This window comes from Cohnella silvisoli (assembly GCF_021190915.1).
GTDB lineage: Bacteria > Bacillota > Bacilli > Paenibacillales > Paenibacillaceae > Cohnella > Cohnella silvisoli.
On record NZ_JAIOAP010000004.1, the window covers coordinates 145,288 to 163,029 of the forward strand.

General features: G+C 49.6%; 17 protein-coding genes. 11 read left to right on the forward strand and 6 right to left on the reverse strand.

Annotated elements, in window-relative coordinates; genetic code table 11:
* Window positions 1–5 precede the first annotated feature (5 nt).
* Window positions 6–296, forward strand: a complete 291-nt coding sequence (locus K7P76_RS09800) for a DUF6509 family protein (protein ID WP_232185115.1) — start codon at window positions 6–8, stop codon at window positions 294–296.
* Window positions 297–335: 39 nt separating this feature from the next.
* Here the strand turns inward: K7P76_RS09800 and K7P76_RS09805 are convergent, their stop codons facing one another.
* Window positions 336–863, reverse strand: coding sequence for a CBO0543 family protein (locus K7P76_RS09805; RefSeq protein ID WP_232185116.1), 528 nt, complete (start codon window positions 861–863; stop codon window positions 336–338).
* Window positions 864–1,178: 315 nt separating this feature from the next.
* Here K7P76_RS09805 and K7P76_RS09810 point away from each other — a divergent pair, with 315 nt between their 5' ends.
* From K7P76_RS09810 to K7P76_RS09825, 4 genes are all read left to right on the forward strand, one after another.
* Window positions 1,179–1,448, forward strand: coding sequence for a hypothetical protein (locus K7P76_RS09810; protein WP_232185117.1), 270 nt, complete (start codon window positions 1,179–1,181; stop codon window positions 1,446–1,448).
* Entirely contained in the window at window positions 1,442–1,792 is a 351-nt protein-coding gene (locus tag K7P76_RS09815; protein WP_232185118.1) for a type II toxin-antitoxin system PemK/MazF family toxin, read from the forward strand. The genes K7P76_RS09810 and K7P76_RS09815 overlap by 7 nt, the downstream gene beginning before the upstream one ends.
* A 112-nt stretch (window positions 1,793–1,904) precedes the next feature.
* Entirely contained in the window at window positions 1,905–3,647 is a 1,743-nt protein-coding gene (locus tag K7P76_RS09820) for an ABC transporter ATP-binding protein (RefSeq protein ID WP_232185119.1), read from the forward strand.
* A gap of 36 nt (window positions 3,648–3,683) precedes the next feature.
* A complete protein-coding gene (locus K7P76_RS09825) occupies window positions 3,684–5,441 on the forward strand; it encodes an ABC transporter ATP-binding protein (RefSeq protein ID WP_232185120.1) in 1,758 nt (585 codons plus the stop codon).
* Between the two features lie 77 nt (window positions 5,442–5,518).
* On the opposite strand, the gene K7P76_RS09830 is transcribed toward K7P76_RS09825, so the two are convergent.
* Window positions 5,519–6,367, reverse strand: a complete 849-nt coding sequence (locus tag K7P76_RS09830) for a lipoate--protein ligase family protein (RefSeq protein WP_232185121.1) — start codon at window positions 6,365–6,367, stop codon at window positions 5,519–5,521.
* Between the two features lie 105 nt (window positions 6,368–6,472).
* Here K7P76_RS09830 and K7P76_RS09835 point away from each other — a divergent pair, with 105 nt between their 5' ends.
* Window positions 6,473–7,636, forward strand: a complete 1,164-nt coding sequence (locus tag K7P76_RS09835) for an iron-containing alcohol dehydrogenase (protein WP_232185122.1) — start codon at window positions 6,473–6,475, stop codon at window positions 7,634–7,636.
* 238 nt (window positions 7,637–7,874) lie between these two features.
* Here the strand turns inward: K7P76_RS09835 and K7P76_RS09840 are convergent, their stop codons facing one another.
* Together K7P76_RS09840 and K7P76_RS09845 are read right to left on the reverse strand one after the other, a co-directional pair.
* On the reverse strand, window positions 7,875–8,714 hold the full coding sequence (locus K7P76_RS09840; protein WP_232185123.1) for an SDR family oxidoreductase: 840 nt from the start codon (window positions 8,712–8,714) through the stop codon (window positions 7,875–7,877).
* 113 nt (window positions 8,715–8,827) lie between these two features.
* Window positions 8,828–9,238 (reverse strand): MarR family winged helix-turn-helix transcriptional regulator, encoded by a 411-nt coding sequence (locus K7P76_RS09845; protein WP_232185124.1) that lies wholly within the window; start codon window positions 9,236–9,238, stop codon window positions 8,828–8,830.
* Window positions 9,239–9,397: 159 nt separating this feature from the next.
* Between K7P76_RS09845 and K7P76_RS09850 the strand changes: the two genes are divergently transcribed.
* The 4 genes from K7P76_RS09850 (at window position 9,398) to K7P76_RS09865 (ending at window position 13,525) form a co-directional block, all read left to right on the forward strand.
* Window positions 9,398–10,105: a DNA alkylation repair protein gene (locus tag K7P76_RS09850; RefSeq protein ID WP_232185374.1), complete on the forward strand. Its 708-nt coding sequence runs from the start codon at window positions 9,398–9,400 to the stop codon at window positions 10,103–10,105.
* Window positions 10,106–10,185: 80 nt separating this feature from the next.
* Window positions 10,186–11,472 (forward strand): MFS transporter, encoded by a 1,287-nt coding sequence (locus tag K7P76_RS09855; RefSeq protein WP_232185125.1) that lies wholly within the window; start codon window positions 10,186–10,188, stop codon window positions 11,470–11,472.
* Window positions 11,462–12,379 carry a polysaccharide deacetylase family protein gene (locus K7P76_RS09860; RefSeq protein WP_232185126.1) on the forward strand — a complete coding sequence of 306 codons (918 nt, stop codon included), beginning with the start codon at window positions 11,462–11,464 and terminating at the stop codon, window positions 12,377–12,379. The genes K7P76_RS09855 and K7P76_RS09860 overlap by 11 nt, the downstream gene beginning before the upstream one ends.
* A gap of 129 nt (window positions 12,380–12,508) precedes the next feature.
* Window positions 12,509–13,525: an HD-GYP domain-containing protein gene (locus tag K7P76_RS09865; RefSeq protein WP_232185127.1), complete on the forward strand. Its 1,017-nt coding sequence runs from the start codon at window positions 12,509–12,511 to the stop codon at window positions 13,523–13,525.
* 440 nt (window positions 13,526–13,965) lie between these two features.
* Here the strand turns inward: K7P76_RS09865 and K7P76_RS09870 are convergent, their stop codons facing one another.
* Window positions 13,966–14,889: a transposase gene (locus tag K7P76_RS09870; protein ID WP_232185128.1), complete on the reverse strand. Its 924-nt coding sequence runs from the start codon at window positions 14,887–14,889 to the stop codon at window positions 13,966–13,968.
* Window positions 14,890–15,375: 486 nt separating this feature from the next.
* Between K7P76_RS09870 and K7P76_RS09875 the strand changes: the two genes are divergently transcribed.
* Window positions 15,376–16,626, forward strand: coding sequence for a TolB family protein (locus K7P76_RS09875; protein ID WP_232185129.1), 1,251 nt, complete (start codon window positions 15,376–15,378; stop codon window positions 16,624–16,626).
* Window positions 16,627–16,717: 91 nt separating this feature from the next.
* On the opposite strand, the gene K7P76_RS09880 is transcribed toward K7P76_RS09875, so the two are convergent.
* The gene (locus tag K7P76_RS09880; RefSeq protein ID WP_232185130.1) at window positions 16,718–17,713 is read right to left on the reverse strand and encodes a DUF1835 domain-containing protein; all 996 of its coding nucleotides are present in this window, start codon (window positions 17,711–17,713) and stop codon (window positions 16,718–16,720) included.
* Between the last annotated feature and the right edge of the window lie 29 nt (window positions 17,714–17,742).

The following is a 17,742-nucleotide window of genomic DNA, read 5'->3' on the forward strand; positions in this document are numbered from 1 at the left end:
AGGACATGCTTACGATTGCGGAATACAGCGTGGAGCTGGTGAAGGACCCGTTTAAGATTTTATCGGGCAAGCGGTACGAATTTAAGCTCGATTTGGAAATCGAAGAGGACGATGAGCTTTACTCCGAGAACGGAATATACGTGAAGGTTGTTTATAAGGTGGATGAGGAGCAGGGCAGCATCGTGACCTACGACTTGATCGAGAAATCGACCGACCGTTACCTCGACCTCGACATGGAGGCCGAAGAGGAGGAAGCATTGGCCGCTTTCTGCAAGGAGCATTGTTCGGAGGCATAGTAATGTAGACGGCAGCGGAAATATATCCACTGCCGTTTTTTACGGTTCTTTTATGTGAATAACGTCCACCCGGAAGATCAGGCAGAGCAATAAGGTGATGAAGAAAAAGACAAAGACGGCCAGAGCCGGTCTCTTCTGATGCAGAATGACGAACGGAAAAGCAAGGCAATTAATGACAATGGACCACCACATATTCCATCCGTCATTGTACTTGAACACCCCAAGCTTAACGACTATCCATTCGTGAAGGCTAAAGACTCCAGCCCAGAGCGCAAGATACAGCGCTTGCTTGAGTCGCGATTTCTCGGGATAGTGCGACAGAAAGAGCATGATTGCGAACGGCGTCGCGCATAGGCTGATCAGGACTTGTATAAAATGATGCGAAAAATGAAACGTCGGGGATAAGAACATCCATAGATGATGGTTTTTCGTCAGAAGATTGTATAGGAAGTCACCGATGATGACCACGTATATACTTGCCCGGAATTCTCTGAACCTGCTCCAGTCCGCCCATCTCCAAGCGCTCCAGGTCCACCCGACGATACCTGCCATATAAATCAATTCCACTATCGTATACTGCCCCCGCTATTATGGCATACCCATCATTCCCAACGTTGTCTAGAGTATTAACTCCAAGCTTTAAATGTATTCAAGATGGACTGCGTCAGCAGGATATGAATGCTGTATAATTCACTTCTCCACAGGAAATCACTTTTCGATTTTCACCCGACCTCAAGGCGTACCTTCGAGAACCTCGTCTAGCACCGTATTCTCCCATTGGCCATTCGCTTTTCAGTCCGGCACAACAAACCATTTATAAGATCACATTTTTCGGATACAATAATAATATGCAATATATAATAACAATAACGAGGTGGTTGTATGTCGAAAGCAAAAAATGTAACCTTTAATCTACCGCCGGATTTAATTGACAAATATAAAGTATACGTTAAACACAAGTATATTCCTTCCGTTAATGCTGGCGTTAAAGAAGCGCTTGAAGAATATTCAAAGCGTATTGAAAAGGAAATGTTGAAAAGCGAGATGATAAAAGCTGCAAAAGATCCGCTCTTTATGGATGATTTGAACGAAAACATGAAGGCTTTTGAAGAAAGTGATGCTGAGGCTGAGAAGGGGAACACGGAATGGTAACCTATCAATGGGGGATTTTTTGGGCTGACTTGAATCCAACCAAGGGATCTGAACAAACGGGGACAAGACCGGTACTTGTCGTATCCACGGAAGAAGTTAATGAAGTACTTCCCATAGTAACGATTATCTCCATTACAAGCTTAAAACAAGGAAGACGAGTGTATCCAATTGAGGTTTTGTTAACAAGTAATGAAACAGGACTATCCAAAGATTCAATTGTAATGGCACATCAAATTCGGTCCATAAGCAAAGAACGACTTGGTGTAAAATGTGGTTTTGTTGGATCTGAAGAAATTCGAGAATCAATAAAGAAAGCAATAAAATTATATTTAGATTTGGAGTAGGCGGAATCAGCTGGGTTAAAGGGAACCAATTCCACTCCTCACGATTGATACGAACATATGTGCTGTGATATTATCATAAGGTGGTAAATTTTTTTGGAACGAGGTGGAATGATTGTCCTTTGTCGCTCGGCTGAAATGGTTTTTCAAGGATAGGTGGGGCAGCTATGCGATAGCCGTTTGTCTTATGACCGCTGTCAGCTTGTTATCCACGATCCCGCCCAAGATGATTGGGAACACGATTGATTTAATGAATAAAGGAACTCTCACATCCTCTGCATTAAACCAAACCGTTCTGTTGCTCGTCTGCCTCTCTTTGCTCTTATATGTGATGGTATACATATGGATTACGACCTTATTCGGCAATTCCGCGTTGATCGAGATGATGTTAAGAGGGCGGCTGCTGAAACATCTCACGAAGATGACGCCGGCATTCTTTCAACGCAACAGCACGGGCCAGCTGATGGCGCTCGCGACCAATGACATCCTGGCGATCGGACAAACGGCCGGGTATGGCGTTATGACATTAGTAAACACGTTGGTAGGGGCTTCCGTCGTCATTGCGATGATGCTTTCATTTATAAGCGCCAAGTTAATGATCGCGGCGTTAATTCCTTTGCCTCTTCTTGTTGTGGTCATTAGCAAGTTAGGCGGTAAAGTGAGAACTCGGTTTATCGCGGCGCAAGAGTCGTTCGGTAAAATGAACGATCATGTGCTGGAATCGATTTCCGGTATTCGCGTTATTCGTTCGTATGTGCAGGAAAGTCACGATCTTAACGCATTCGATCGAATGACCTCTGAGGTTATGGACAAGAACAAACGCGTATCTATCTTAAACGCGCTGTTCCAACCGCTAATCTCGCTTATCGTTGGCGTGAGCTATAGCATCGGAATCGGTTACGGGTCCTACCTCGTTTTCCAAGATGAAATTTCGCTCGGCCAGCTGATTTCATTCAACATTTACCTCGGAATGCTCATATGGCCTATGATTTCTTTCGGAGAGTTTATCAACGTTCTGCAACGGGGCAGCGCCTCTGCGGACCGCGTAGAAACCGCATTTGCCCAACAAGCGGATATTCAGGATGCGTTGGAACCGGTCCGGATCGAAGTGCCGACCGTTATCGAGATGAGAGATTTAACCTTTACTTACCCGACGGCAAACCATGCAAGCTTGGACAGAGTCTCTTTCCGGCTTGAGCGCGGGCACACCTTGGGCATCGTCGGCAGGACGGGAAGCGGGAAAAGCACGCTGCTTAAGCAATTGCTGCGCCAGTACCCGATCGAGCGGGAAAAGTTGTTCATCTCTCATATTCCCATAGAGAATATAGAATTGGACCAAGTGAAGCGATGGATCGCTTATGTTCCGCAGGAGCATCTTCTGCTGTCCAAGTCGATTCGCGACAATATCGCGCTGGGCAAGCCGAATGCCACTCCGGATGAAATCGCCCGCGCGATAGAGATGGCCTCCTTCACCCAGGATATCGCCCAGATGCCCGAGGGGCTTGGGACGATCGTCGGCGAGAATGGCGTTATGCTGTCAGGCGGACAGAAGCAACGTCTAGCGATTGCGCGCGCGTTATTGATAGATTCGGAAATATTGCTCTTAGATGATTCCTTGTCGGCCGTAGACGCACGGACCGAAAGTCGAATCATTCGCCAAATCCGTCAGGAACGCGCGGGCAAAACAACCTTGATTACGACGCACCGGCTGTCCGCGGTTAGCCATGCCAATTGGATTCTCGTGCTTGATGAAGGCCGAATTCGGGAAGAAGGCACGCACGACGAGCTTATGCTGCTTGGCGGCTGGTATAAGGAACAATGGGAACGTCAGCAAATGGAAGCCAGCCTGGAAGAATAAACAAACGCATTCGCCCATCCTACAAAGGAGGCTTATATGATCGACAAACCATCCACGTCGAGAAGACTTCTCGACTACGCCTTACGGTATAAGTTCAGGATTATAGGATCGTTGCTCGTTCTTTGTTTAGCCGTAGGAGCGGAGCTTGGCGGGCCTTATATTATTAAGACCATCATCGATAAGCATCTGTCGATCCGAACGGGCGAGATAACGCCCGTGCTTACGCTGCTTGCCTTTTATATGGGACTTATCATAATCGCGGGTATTAGCAATTTTACTCAAGCCTACACCTTGCAATCCACCGCTTTGAGGATCATCAAGAACATGCGGATGGATCTAATGAAGCATATTCAGCGGATTCCGCTCCGTTACTTCGACAATACGCCGATTGGACAGGTTGTATCGCGGATTGCCAATGATACCGAGGCGGTTCGGGATTTGTTCATGAGCTTCATGGCGACGTTCGTCGTCAGCTTCGTGCAACTGACCGGTATTTTCATCGCGTTGTTCATTTTGGATGCGCGACTCGCCGTGTTTTGTCTGCTGCTGCCTCCTTTGTTCGTGCTTATCATGTACATTCATCTTAAATACTCGAAGAAATATATTTCCGTCATGCGCGCCCGGTTAAGCGATATGAATGCCATGATTAACGAGTCGATCACCGTTATGCCGGTTATTCAGGCATTCCGCAGGGAGACGGTTACTCTGGATGAATTCGAGGTGCTTAACAACGATCGTTACGTCAACCAAATCAAGCAATTTCGCGTGTTCTCCTTGTCCTCGCGCAATATCGTGGGTACGATCGGAAGCTTGGTTACAGCGATGGTCATTTGGTATTTCGGCCGGGGTTCGCTGCTCGAAACGGGCATTACGTTCGGTGTGTTTTATGCTTTTATCGATTACCTCGGCCGCGTGTTTAACCCGATCATCGGGATTTTCGATCAACTGACGAATGCTCAGAGAGCGTTCGTGTCCGCGGACAAAGTATTCGCGATTATGGATATGGAAGGCAAGGAAGTCGAGGAAACCGATCAAGTGAGCCGTCCGCAAGGCATAGTGAAGTTCGACGACGTTACGTTTGCCTACAATGAAGGCGATAACGTGCTGAAGGGAATTTCCTTCGAAGCTCGCAAGGGCGAGACGGTAGCGCTGGTCGGCCACACGGGCTCAGGCAAAAGCTCGATTATTAACTTATTGCTCGGCTTCTATGAACCGGGCGCAGGCAAAATCACGATTGATGGCGAGGACATTTCCTCTATGTCCAAGCAAGCTCTGCGCAAGCATATGGGCATCGTGCTGCAAGACCCTTACCTGTTCGCGGGAGATATTAAGTTTAACGTGAGCTTATACAACGAAGAGATTACGCTGGACCGGGTGAAAAAAGCTTTGAAAGACGTAGGCGCGGCAACGTTCATCGAACAGCTTCCGCACGGTTATGACGAGCAGGTGGTGGAGCGGGGAAGCACGCTGTCTTCGGGCCAACGGCAACTGATTTCCTTCGCCCGGGCGCTTGCTTTCGATCCGGCTATTCTTATCTTGGATGAAGCGACAGCCAGTATCGACAGCGAGACCGAGGGTCTTATTCAACAAGCGCTGAAGGTTGTTAGCGAAGGGCGAACGACGTTAGTTATCGCGCACAGACTGTCAACGATCAGGGAAGCCGATCAAATTCTCGTGCTGCATCGCGGAGAGATTGTCGAGAGGGGCAATCATGATGCGCTAATGGCGCTCGAAGGCCGCTATTACAAGATGTATCAGCTGCAAAAAGGGGAAAAAGCTGTATTGTCTGCATAGAGGTTTGCTCGCTATCGCAAAAGCGACTGCTCACGATCACGGTTATACGTGCTTGTGCAGTCGCTTTTTCTATGTTTCTAGCGTGGAACGGGATAACGCTGCCGGAGACGCTCGGACATCTCCATGATGGAACGGGGCTCCGGCATGTGAATCCTGGCATTCGTTAAAGCTGCATTTCCAGAGGCCGTCTGGAAATCGCTTAACGTCCGTATCACCGCATTCGTGAAAGCGTCTACGCCGCCATTGCCGATAACCGAATTTTCCAGCAGGCTGCGCATGCTCTCGGGAACGATTATCGGAAATGAACCGGGCCGCGCCCCATTTCCCGCACGTTCATAGAAAGCTCTAACCCTCTCGGCGCGAGCCGGTGCCGAACCTTCGACAATTACGAAAGCTTGAATAATCATCGCCCGTACTTGCCTGCGCTGCGCAATGCCGCAAAATTTCAAACCATCGATATGTAAGTCGTATTCCCCCGGGCAATAGGAACCTTGTACTTCTCCTTTACTCACCGTGTAGCCATATGCCGAAGCTGCAGCCCCGCTTATTAAAGCGTACATCCGTTCAAAGTCATTGCGGAATCCGAATGCATATTTTTCAGACATCGGCATGATCAGTGAAAGGTTAATAACGCCCGCATCGAGTGGCACCGCCGCACCTCCCGAATGTCGCACGAGCACCGCATAACCGGCTTCCTCCAGCTGGCGCACCGCATCGGCAGCCTTAGGTAATCGGCTGTCCCTGCTCCCCATGACGAAAGCGCGAGGGTGGCGCCAGAGGTGGCAAACAGGCGGGCCTCCTTCTCCGGCTTGCTTGCACAATAGCTCTTCTAAGGCAAAGGGGTAGCCGATGTCCGTATTATCCGTGTCGTTCGTGCGGTCTAACAACAGCATATTTTCAGTCCACGAATAATCGTTTTCGCTCATGCGCGTACACTCCATTAGGTTGAATTTTGCTTTTTGAGTATCAATGTGCCAAAGTTGAACTTAGGCTCACGTACATTCTACCAATAATCAAGGAGGAATAAGCAAATGAATGCATTTGAATTATTTAACCCGACCAAGCTCGTCTTCGGACCGGATAAGGTTCAGCAATTAGGCGAGTTGGTTAAGCCATACGGCACGCGGGTCCTACTTGTATATGGCGGTGGAAGCATTAAGCGGTCAGGCCTTTACGAGGACGTGTTGTCTCAACTTGAGGGCATTGGAGCATCCGTCCACGAATTGTCCGGGATAGAACCGAACCCGAGACTAACTACGGTTAACCAGGGGATTGAGATCTGCCGTGCGGAAAATATCGAATTCGTGCTCGCTGTCGGAGGAGGCAGCGTTATCGATGCGGCTAAGGCCATTGCGGCCGGAGCTTTGTACGAGGGTGACGTATGGGATTTTACGGTGTTCAAAGCGGTTATTCAGAAAGCATTGCCTCTTGGAACGGTATTGACCTTGGCAGCGACCGGATCGGAGATGAACGGCAACGCCGTAATCACTAATTGGGAGACGAAGCAGAAGCGGGCGTTTGGCAGTAAGCTCGTCTATCCTAAATTCTCGATCCTAGATCCGAAACTTACATATACGGTGCCCGTGAATCAGACGGTTAACGGAATTGTTGATATAATGTCTCACGTGTTCGAGCAATACTTCAGCCTAACGACGGATATCCCGCTGCAAGAAAGGTTCGCGGAGTCCATCCTGCTGACGGTGATCGAGAACGGCGAGATAGCGCTGGCGAACGGCTCCGACTACGATGCTCGGGCCAACCTGCTTCTCGCCGGAACGTACGCGCTGAACGGGACGTTGGCGACCGGCGTAACGTCGGATTGGGCGACGCACGGGATCGAGCATGAGGTTAGCGCGATCTACGATATCGCCCACGGCGCGGGACTTGCGATTCTTTTCCCGAATTGGATGAAGTATGTGTACAAGGAGCGGGTAGGTAAGTTCGTGCAGTACGCGGAGCGGGTGTGGAATATCGACGCGAATGGCAAGAGCGAAGAGGAAGTTGCTTTAGCGGGCATAGAGGCGACCCGGGCGTATTTTACGCGTATCGGCGCTCCGGCAACGCTGGGTGAGCTCGGCATCAACGGCGATCAGCTCGATCGAATGGCCGAGGAAGCGACCCAATTCGGGCCGATCGGCAACTTCAAGAAGCTGTCGAAGGAAGACGTGCTGAGCATTCTGGAAGCTAGCCTGTAAAGGCGGCGGACTTTAAGCCGCTCCCAGCGGGTTAAGAGATGGATTCAGTCCATCAAAAACTCATTTTACACGCCCAAAGCCTGTTGTAGTCCCCTCACTGGGTGAAGTAGAACAGTGAGGGGAGACATTTACAGTTCAACCAATGCCATGCTCTGTATCATACGGTCACATTTCAAAGATTCGGGACTGCCCCGCTGATCTTTTTAGACCTTAGGGACAGCCTCCTGATCTATATTTGTCACATACCCAGAAGCAGCTTGCGTGTTTTCAAGACGCCTTCTAGTCCGGTTGGGTCGGCAGACACCTTGTGGGCAGCGAATCGCTCGCCTGCTTCCGACGTGCGCAGGCGCAACGGCTTGACTTCCTTATTGACGAGGTCGAGCACGACATCCGCGACGGATTCTGATGTTTGCGGAACGGAGTTTCTCTTGGAGAAAGTATCGATATAGGCATCCAGAAACGGTTTATATTCGTCGTTTAGAACGCCGCCGGTGCTGCCGATATGTTTAAGTACGGTTTGATTGAAATTCGTAGCGATGGCGCCGGGCTCAAGCAACGTAATATCGATGTTGAATAGCGGTTTATAGTAAGTAGCCATGCTTTCCAGCAAACCTTCCACCGCAAATTTACTGGCACAGTAAATTTCATTGAAGGGCTGGCCGACCAATCCGCCCACGCTGGAAGTCGCGATAATATGCCCGGAGTCGGACTTGCGAAGAAGCGGGAGTGCTGCCTTAATCGTATGCATAACTCCGTATACATTCGTATCGAACACACGCTCAATATCCTCGATCGGCGCTTGGCCTAGAGCTCGCAAATATCCGAATCCCGCATTGCAAAATAGAACGTCAAGCTGATCATGCGATTGGCCGATTTCTTCGAATGTTTTGCGTAGAGATGCTGGACTTGTGACTTCCATCTCCATAAAATGAAGATTAGCCTCTTCCCCGTATAGCCCTCGATCCCGAACCACGTCACGCGTTCCGGCATACACGATCCAATCGTTCCTTGCGAATGTAAGCGCCGTTGCCAATCCGATACCCGACGAAACGCCGGTAATGCAAATGGTTTTTTGCATGGCCTATAACAACTCCTTTTTCATCACAAATTGCTTAATTACTAAACAGTATATTATCTAAACATATAAGTCAATGCAGAAACAACAAAATCCCTACCAAGGCGGTATGGGATTCATAGAGGTAATTTATCCAATAGCTGTCTTAACAAAGCCAAATCGTCTGAAGAGTAGGGTTTAATTAATTTATCAATTTCTTGATTATATGCATTCAGGATGGCGTCGACGAGCTCGTTACCTTTGTTGGTGATGTGAATTTGCAGGCTTCGACGGCTAGTCGGATGGGGCTTGCGGATAACGAGACCTTGCTCCTCTAATTTATCGAGCAACTGCGTAACCGCGCCGCGTGTCAGTCCGAATTCATTGGCGACATCAACCGCTTTGGCTTCGGCATTTCTGCGAAGAAACTCGATGGTATACATCATAATAGGAGTAATCCCATACTGGGGAAGCACTCTGACTAAATAACCAGAGAGCATATTTTTGATTTGTCGGAGCTTGTAGACGATCACTTCATTATCGTTCATGCTTTACTTCGCCGCCTTTAATTGCTTACTATCTATACAGTATAGCAAATTCGTTTCGATTGGGAAGCCGGGAGGAAACCGCGAAATGCGGGGAGAATAAATAGAACAGCTAGAGTATGCGGTTATCGCATCCAACTGAACGGAGAGATGGTTATGACAATTACGCTGGAAGAAGTCATGGGCAAGCTGGAGGAAATGGGATCCGAACAGACGAAGAACACGTTCCTCCGCCACGGGGCGAAAGAGCCTTTTTTCGGAGTTAAAGTCGGGGATATGAAGAAGCTGGTCAAGGACGTAAAGAAGGACCAAGATGTCGCTCGTGCTTTGTACGCAACGGGAAATAGCGATGCGATGTATTTGGCGGGCTTGACCGTAAACCCGAAGACGGCAACAAAAGAAATGCTGCAGGAGTGGGCGCGAGATGCTTATTGGTACATGATAGCGGAGTATACAGTCGCCTGGATTGCTGCCGAAAGCCCCTATGCCATGGAGTTGGCTAGAGAATGGATTCAGTCGCCCGATGAGCAAATCGCGACATGCGGATGGAGTACTTACGCGAATTTTTTAGCGATCACGCCTAATGACCAATTGGATTTGGAGGAGATCAGCGTACTGTTGCGGCAGATCGAAGACGGCATTCACGAAGAACGAAACCGGGTCCGCTATAACATGAACGCATTCGTCATTGCCGTAGGCTGCTATGTTCCGCCCCTATTCGCGGAAGCGGTCAGAGTAGCCGAGAAAATCGGTAAAGTACACGTAAACGTTGGACAAACCGCCTGTAAAGTGCCGCTTGCAACCGAATATATCGATAAAGTGGAGCAGATGGGCAGAGTCGGGAAGAAGAAAACGACGTGCATTTGTTAGTCATGAAGGAAACCTCGACTGACGAGGAGAATAGATTGTAAATGAATGCGTTTGCAATCTATTCTCTCGGAGGTTATAAGATGAGGCAAAAGCTTCTGAATTCCCCGATGATGTATGCGTTCGGGATGTTGGCGATGATGATTCCCAGCACTGCGTTCAGTTCGTTCTATAGTTATTATTACGTGGAAAAGCTAGGGCTGGGAATCGGACTCGCGACGTTGGCGCGCACGATTTTCTTGATCTGGGACGCCGTCAATCAGCCGTTAGCCGGTTATTGGTCCGATCGCACGAATACGAAGTATGGTCGAAGGCGTCCGTGGTTGCTCGGGTCTATTCCATTCTTCATGCTGACGTTCATTATGATTTTCTCCCCTCCCCACGGTCTGTCCGAGATGGGGCTTTTCACGTGGTTCCTCATCGCGCTTGTGTTATTCGAAGCTGTGGCAACCGTTATCTGGGTCAACTATGGCGCGCTTTTCCCTGAGTTGTTCCGAGGAGATCGGGTTCGCGCGAAGGCTTCCGCCGTTCAGCAAGGTTACCAGATCGTCGCGTTGCTCATCGGTACTGCCCTTACGCCATATTTGTACGACGCGATGGGCTTTAGCAACATGTCGATCGTCTATGCGCTGGCTTTTGCCGTATTTATGCTTCTCTGCATACGATATGTGAAAGAAGACGAGGAAGCACGGAAAACGCCGACACTTAAATTAAAGGATGCATTCCGCGAAACGTTGAAAAATAAAGCCTTCTGGGTGTTTAATATCGCCAACTCGTTCGCGCAGACGGTTAACGGGCTGCTTAGCTCGATCATCCCATTTTACGCCAAGTATGTACTTAAGATTCCCGAGGCTCAAGTGACGTTTCTGCTCGCTTCCATCTTCGTATCGGTTATTCCGCTTGTCTTCGTATGGTACTGGTTAATCGGCAAAATGGACCCGTTAAAAGGCTGGAGGCTGTCGCTATTCGCCTATGCGCTTTCCGTCATCCCGCTATGGTTCGGCAGCAATCTGTTAAGCGGCATTCTCGCGGGCGTGTTGGTCGGATTCGGGTTGGCGGGTTTCCTTGTTACGCCGCCTATCGTCAGCAGCATCATTATAGATCGGGATTTCGCCAAAACCGGCAGCAGGCGCGAAGGGACCTATACCGCGGTCGCAGGATTCATTACGCGTTCGAGCGGGCTCATCTCTGCTCTGGCTTTTTTCATTGTCGGGATCGTATTCGGTTATGAGAGCGGGGATAAGCCGGGCCCGGATCCGGAGTCCACATTCCGTTACTTGATCAGCGTCGTTCCGCTAGGTTTGCTCCTGATTTCGATTATCGTCTCGCTCTTCGTGAGATTAGAAAGGAAACATGCGCATGAGTCCTAAGCATCTCATTATCAACTGCGACGATTTCGGCCAAAGCCCGCCGATGAACGAAGCGATCCAACATCTGCTGGAGGAACGCAAAGTTTCTTCAGCAACGATCATGGCCCCGGCTCCCGGCTTCGAAGAAGCGGCCGAATGGAGCAGGCGCAGGGGGCAGCCGAATATCGGTCTGCACTTGACGCTAACGAGCGAATTCAACGCGCTTCGCTGGCAAAGCATGACCGGCCATCCTTCGCTGCACGATGAGAGCGGTCATATGCATAAGACCGTCGAAGCATTCGAACGAAACGCCGATACCGACGCCGTCATGAAGGAAATCTTGGCGCAATATGAGGCGGTCGTGCGACATGGAATCCCGCTTACTCATGCGGACAATCACATGGGCAGCTTGTATGGCATGGCCGTTGGCCGCAGCCATATTCCCCAAGTGCTGAGACAATGCGCAAAGTGGAAACTGCCCTTCCGCCTATTTCGGAAAGTACATCCCACGGATACGCTGCTCTCTTCCATTCCCGGAGTGGAGCGGATCGTCGCCAAAGCGTCCTCCCTTGCCGGCGTTCTTGGCGTGGCGATTCCTGATTATTTGTTATCCCATTCGTTCGAGGTCGAGGAAGGCGAGACTTATGAGCGATTCAAGCAAACAATGATTACGAAAATGTACAACTTGCCGGATGGAATAAGCGAAACTTACATTCATCCTGCGGTAGAAGACGCCGGAATGCGGACCTTAATCCCGCATTGGGAGAAGAGGGTTTGGGAATATAGGCTGATGTTGGACGACGATTTCGCCTACGCCATTAAGGATGCGGGAGTCGTGCTAACGAATTACGATTACATCCGCAAGTACGGACGGGCGTCCAGAGTGGGTTCGGCCTTCGCTTTGGCTCGGGAGCTATTAAGGAAATAGTGTGTAGACATTGATAATATAAATAGCGAAATATATGTAATTAATTGTAGAATTTTAGCGAATGATAAGGTATATTTTGTAAAAGAGATACTATTCATGTAGTCAGACAGAGCGGGGTTGACGTGACCATTGTCCCTAGAAAAACTGCTGGGCAAAAGAGCTAAGCACGACGTCCTAAATGCAGTTGGCCTAATGCTTCTTCCTGCCCACGTCATTATCGACGAAGGGTACATTCACCTGCTCGAACAACATCATATCCATTATTCGGAAATTATGCTTTTGGACGACGGACCTGATGCGCCAACTTTCATTCCGACTGAAGTTGTGCATGAGGCTGCCCGTTATTCCAAGGATTTGTTCGATAAAATCAAAGTAACGAAGAAGCTGCCGCTGTTAGAAATTACGCACGAGCTGCTCCCTTTGGTCGAGCAAGTCTCCTCGCACCCCGATGTTTTCCAGCTTTTCGAATCGGTCAAGGCCAAGGATGAATATACCCATCAGCACAATATCGGGGTCGGCGTGTTGTCCACTCTGATTGGGAAGTGGATGAAGCTGAGCGAGGCTGATATCGCGATATTATCAATGGCGGCTACGATGCATGACGTGGGTAAGATTCTTATTCCCGATGAGATTCTGCTGAAGCCCGGGAAACTAACGACCGAAGAATTCGATGAGATGAAACGTCATACGACCTATGGTTACGAAATCCTGAAGGAAACCGAAGGGCTGCACCCCCGTATCCCATTAGTTGCTCTGCAGCACCATGAACGTGCGGATGGGACAGGCTATCCTCTTAAGGCGCAGGAGCATGACCTTGACCCTTTTAGCAAAATCGTGGCAGTGGCGGATGTATTTCATGCCATGTCATCCAAGCGGCCATACCATGATCCTCTGCCCTTTCACGAGGTTGTGAGTCGGATGAGGAAAGGCTCTTTCGGCGAGCTCGATCCCAATGTAGTGTCCGTATTCCTGAAAATGATGATCACACACCTAGTCGGCAGCAAAGTTAAGCTAACGGATGGCAGATGGGGAGAAGTCGTGTTTATTAATCCGCACGATGACACGCACCCATTAGTTAAAATCGAGGATACATTTCTTGACCTCAGTCTGGATCGCCAAATCCACATCCTAGAAGTCGTCGTTTGAAGAAGCAATCATAAGTATTAAGATACAATCCCCAAAAGACTGCCGAATTTTTCGGTGTCCTTTGCGGGATTTTTTTGAACTATCAGAAGATACATACGTATACCGCCGTGCCAAGGAGAGCCCGTTTTACTTGTACGAACAGGGAGTTTATGACCAGCTACTCATCTGGGAAATATAGGGATAAACCGGCACCTAATTACCGTGTCATTTCGGAGAAATCGTACCATTATCCCCTTGCCTCAGAAGTGCGTTGCCAATGAGCGGATATTCGAATGTCATGATTTGAGAGGTAGTTGTCAATCAGCAGATATTCGAATGCCATGATTTGAGAGGGAGTTGCAATCAACGGATTCCCAGATATCACGCACAAGTTGCCGTTTCATGAATTGAATTAGAATGGAACGGGTTATCGACAACTCAAAAAGCAGGTATCCTAAGCATCAAGCGTTCCATAGGGTGAGATATTTTCCTTTCCACTTCGCTTTGCTCCCCCAGACCACCCAGGGAACGGTGAGAACCGGTTTGCTGCGGGTCAGATCTTTGTAAGTCAAGGTTGGCGTCACGGCGCACCAATGGAGCAGTTGGCTGAAGACCGGGGCATGGCGGAGTTTTAAGTTCAACCGGAAACAAAACTCGTCTAAATAAGCCTGCAAATGTTTGGCCCCGATGCCATTAAACGTAAAGTTCAGCCACGCGGTCACCTTCCACTTGATGGGGTTCAAAGCGGGGTGAAGTTTGCCGCGCGAAACTGTCACGGCCTCTCCATCCGTATGATCGTTTACGAACGCTTGGACGCCAGGTTTTTCAATCCACCTCAACGCGTTATTCACATGGCTGGGATCCGGTTGTTTGATTTTGACCTGCTGAGGCTCGTCTCGCTCGTCGAGAGATCCGCCGATCAACAGCGGCTGCTGGGCCTCGCTATAATACGTGTAACCGTAAGAGATAGGGTCAACTCGCACAACACCCGTGAGCGGGTCGGCTTCATCGGCTTGTTGCAGGGCATGGCGGATTTTTCTTGCGATGAGCCACGCGGTCTTATAGGTGACCTGAATCACTTGTGACAGGCGGGAGGCGCTGATGCCGGAAGGCCGGGAGATGAGAAACATCGCTTGGAACCAGCGGGTCAACAAAGTGGGGCTGCCTTCCATGATGGTGCCGGCGATGACAGACGTCTGATGGCGACAGGAGCAGCATTCGTAGAGAGGCAGTCTGCGCGTACGGATGAGATAAAAGTGAGGATGAAGACAAGTCGGGCAACAGAAGCCGTCCGGCCATCTGGCTTCGAACAGCGCCTCGGCGCAAGCCTGCTCGGAGTTGAATTGCTGGCAGAATGCCTCGAAGGTCAGATGATCCGGAAACATGTATGCCCCTCCTAAAATAGAACATTTGTTCTTATTCTCATCATACCAAACGTGCGTTCTATTTTCAAGAGGCATCGGGTAAAATTTCAACGTTCCGGGTTTGTTTTCAGAAGCATGAACAAGGGTTTTCCCCCTTATCGGATGGGATAATGGTACGTTTTCGCGGAAAGGAGGTAGGGGAGGCTGCGGTGGTCCTGTTTTCCTTCTGATGCGGGGGGATAAAGGTACGTTTTGGCGAACAGCCGCAGGCATGAACAGGAATGCCGGACCGGTCGACCCCCAGAATTACAAGGGAGTTCATGGGTATGATTGCTTTATTACGGATATCCGCCAAAAGTAAAAGGGCCGGTGGCAGTACTCCCGGTTGTTCTTAATCACCCTCGAGCGAGAGAAGGCCTAATCTGAATGAACTTACCAACTAAAGGAAACCGTAGAAGGGTCAGTAAACATAGCCACTAAGAAATTAACTTCACATGGAGGCAGAGCATGCGTGTAATTAAGAAAGCTTGTTTGGTAATGGCGGCGATGACCCTTCTCCTCTCGTTGGGGAACTTAACTGCCTTTGCGGCTAAGCCGCCGCTTTCCCTTAAAGCGGCATTCGTGCGCGGAGGAGATTTGTGGATCAAGACAGGCGGCGTCGAGCAGAGACTGACCAAGGGACAATATATTCGAAGCCCGAAATGGTCAATCGATGGGAAGTGGATCGCCTATACAAGGGGGCAGGAGGGGCGGGAAGTATGGCTGTGGCACGTCCCAACAGGACAAAATCATCTTGTTACCTCAGCAGGAGATGGGAGCTATCAATGGGCTCCGAACCAAGATATTGTAGCCTTTGTGGCAGAGCAGAAGCTGAACTGGATCCATCCGGATAAACCGGACAAACCGGTGGAAGTTGCGCCTGGCATCGGCAATTACTCTTGGTTGCCAAACGGAAGCGGGTTTATCGCTTCGACCGCCGCGGAATTGCTCCCAAGCGGTTGGACACAGGTTCGTATTCTGGAAATCCCTTTAACGGACAAGGCAGATCCGAAGTCAATCAAAACCCTGTACGTGCTCCCTAAGCAATCCAACGGCTTCTTTGCCGTGGGCACAAGCATCTTCAAGTTTTCGGCAACGGGGCGGTGGATTGCTTTCTTGGCAACGCCTACGGCATCTTTATCCGCCGACAGCAACACCTTATGCGTGTTGTCGTCAGACGGCGCTGTTTTCAACAAGGTCGATGAGATGGCTAACAACGACCAGTGGTTTAATTGGGCAGAACAAGACAATACGTTGGCTTATATCGGAGGCGTCGGAAGGGAGGCCACGAGCAATAAACAGCTCAAGGTAATCGAGGTTCCCGACGGGAAACCCGTCTCGTATACGCCTTCGGGATTTGTAGACCAGAGCTTCACTTGGCAAGGCGCTAAGAGTATAGTTGTTTCAAGAGCTAAGGAATTGCAAGCGTCTAGCGGTACTGCCGCCAAGCCGTTTCCGTTCTTAGTCGAGGTGAAGCCGGACAAAGAGCGGAGCAAACGCGTGACGCAACCGTCCAATGCCCAGGGCGATTTCAATCCCCAATTTCTTTCGAAGCCGCAGCGGCTTACATGGGTCCGGTCAAATAGAACGACTGCTAGCGTCATGGTAGCGGAAAAAGAGGGCAAACAACCCTCTGTCTGGATCACCAACATCGATCTAGGGGCTAACTTTAACGAGCAGTGGAGATGGAGCGACGTTCTAAGCTTCTATTCGCGATAGGGAGTTAACGATCAAGACCAACGCCTAATTCGTGAAGAGTAACCTTGCTTCGGCCTTCGAACTGCGGGCGGGGTTACTCGGAACGAATAGACTAAATCCGCACGAGCTTACGATCATCCCGGTCCCAACGCCAAACATCATGATTTCCCTGTAGATGAACGCCGCCGAACCAAGTATCGATACCGTTCAGGGATAACCAATCTTGGTCTTCGGCTACAATGTGACTGCCCAGATCCGTAAGCCGTATGCGGGTGTTTAGAAAATCGTCTGCAGATTGAGAATACTTCGGAAATATCACGTCATTGTTGACAAGGATTAAAGGGTGAGATCCTTGCGACATTCGGCGTAAGCTGAGCCAATATTGCAAATCTCCCATTCCAAGCTCATGCAGCTTGTCGCCTACACGTTGAAAAAATTGCAGCGGCGTGTCATAACCTTCAAGCAAATATTCGAGAGTCGTTTGTTCGACGATCCCAAGCCCGTTGCGAGCGGATGGGTAACGATTCAATTGGAGTTGGAAAGTATTATGCAAATAAGGAAGCGCGCTCGTATCCTCATGAAGTAAAGACAACAAATCTCGCGGCTCCGTTGAAACGTAAGCCTCCCAAGCTTTTTTCCCAAGACTTAGTTCTTCTTGCCCGACCTCGTGCCGCTTGCTCGCCAAAGAAGATAACTGTCCGACCGACAATTGTCCCATCCCACGGAAAACCTCAATACCCGGATAGTCCCCGATACAAAGCAAGCTTAGCTTGGTGTTGCCGAGAGTTTGGCTGGAAAACCAATGAAGAAGGTAACCTAACATCGTTTGGTCGAACAGATCATGCTCAAACCACAACACGACTTCCTCGTAATCTGTAAACTTCGCTAACCTTTTTTCCTGAGCCTCGCTTGAGCTAACCCATTCTTCCCGGGGAATTCCGAGCTCGCGCTCCAAGTAATTAGCCCGGATATTCCGATGCTCTGCTGATCTAGGCTGCAAGAACAATGGGCCTTCCGTATAAATTTCTCTCCACACCAAGATATCGCCATGAATCGCGGCTTCCTTCAGTTTATTTGCTACGGAGTCGCCGTTTACGATATGAAGCATTCGATTATCCCCTTTATCAAGAGTGTGAG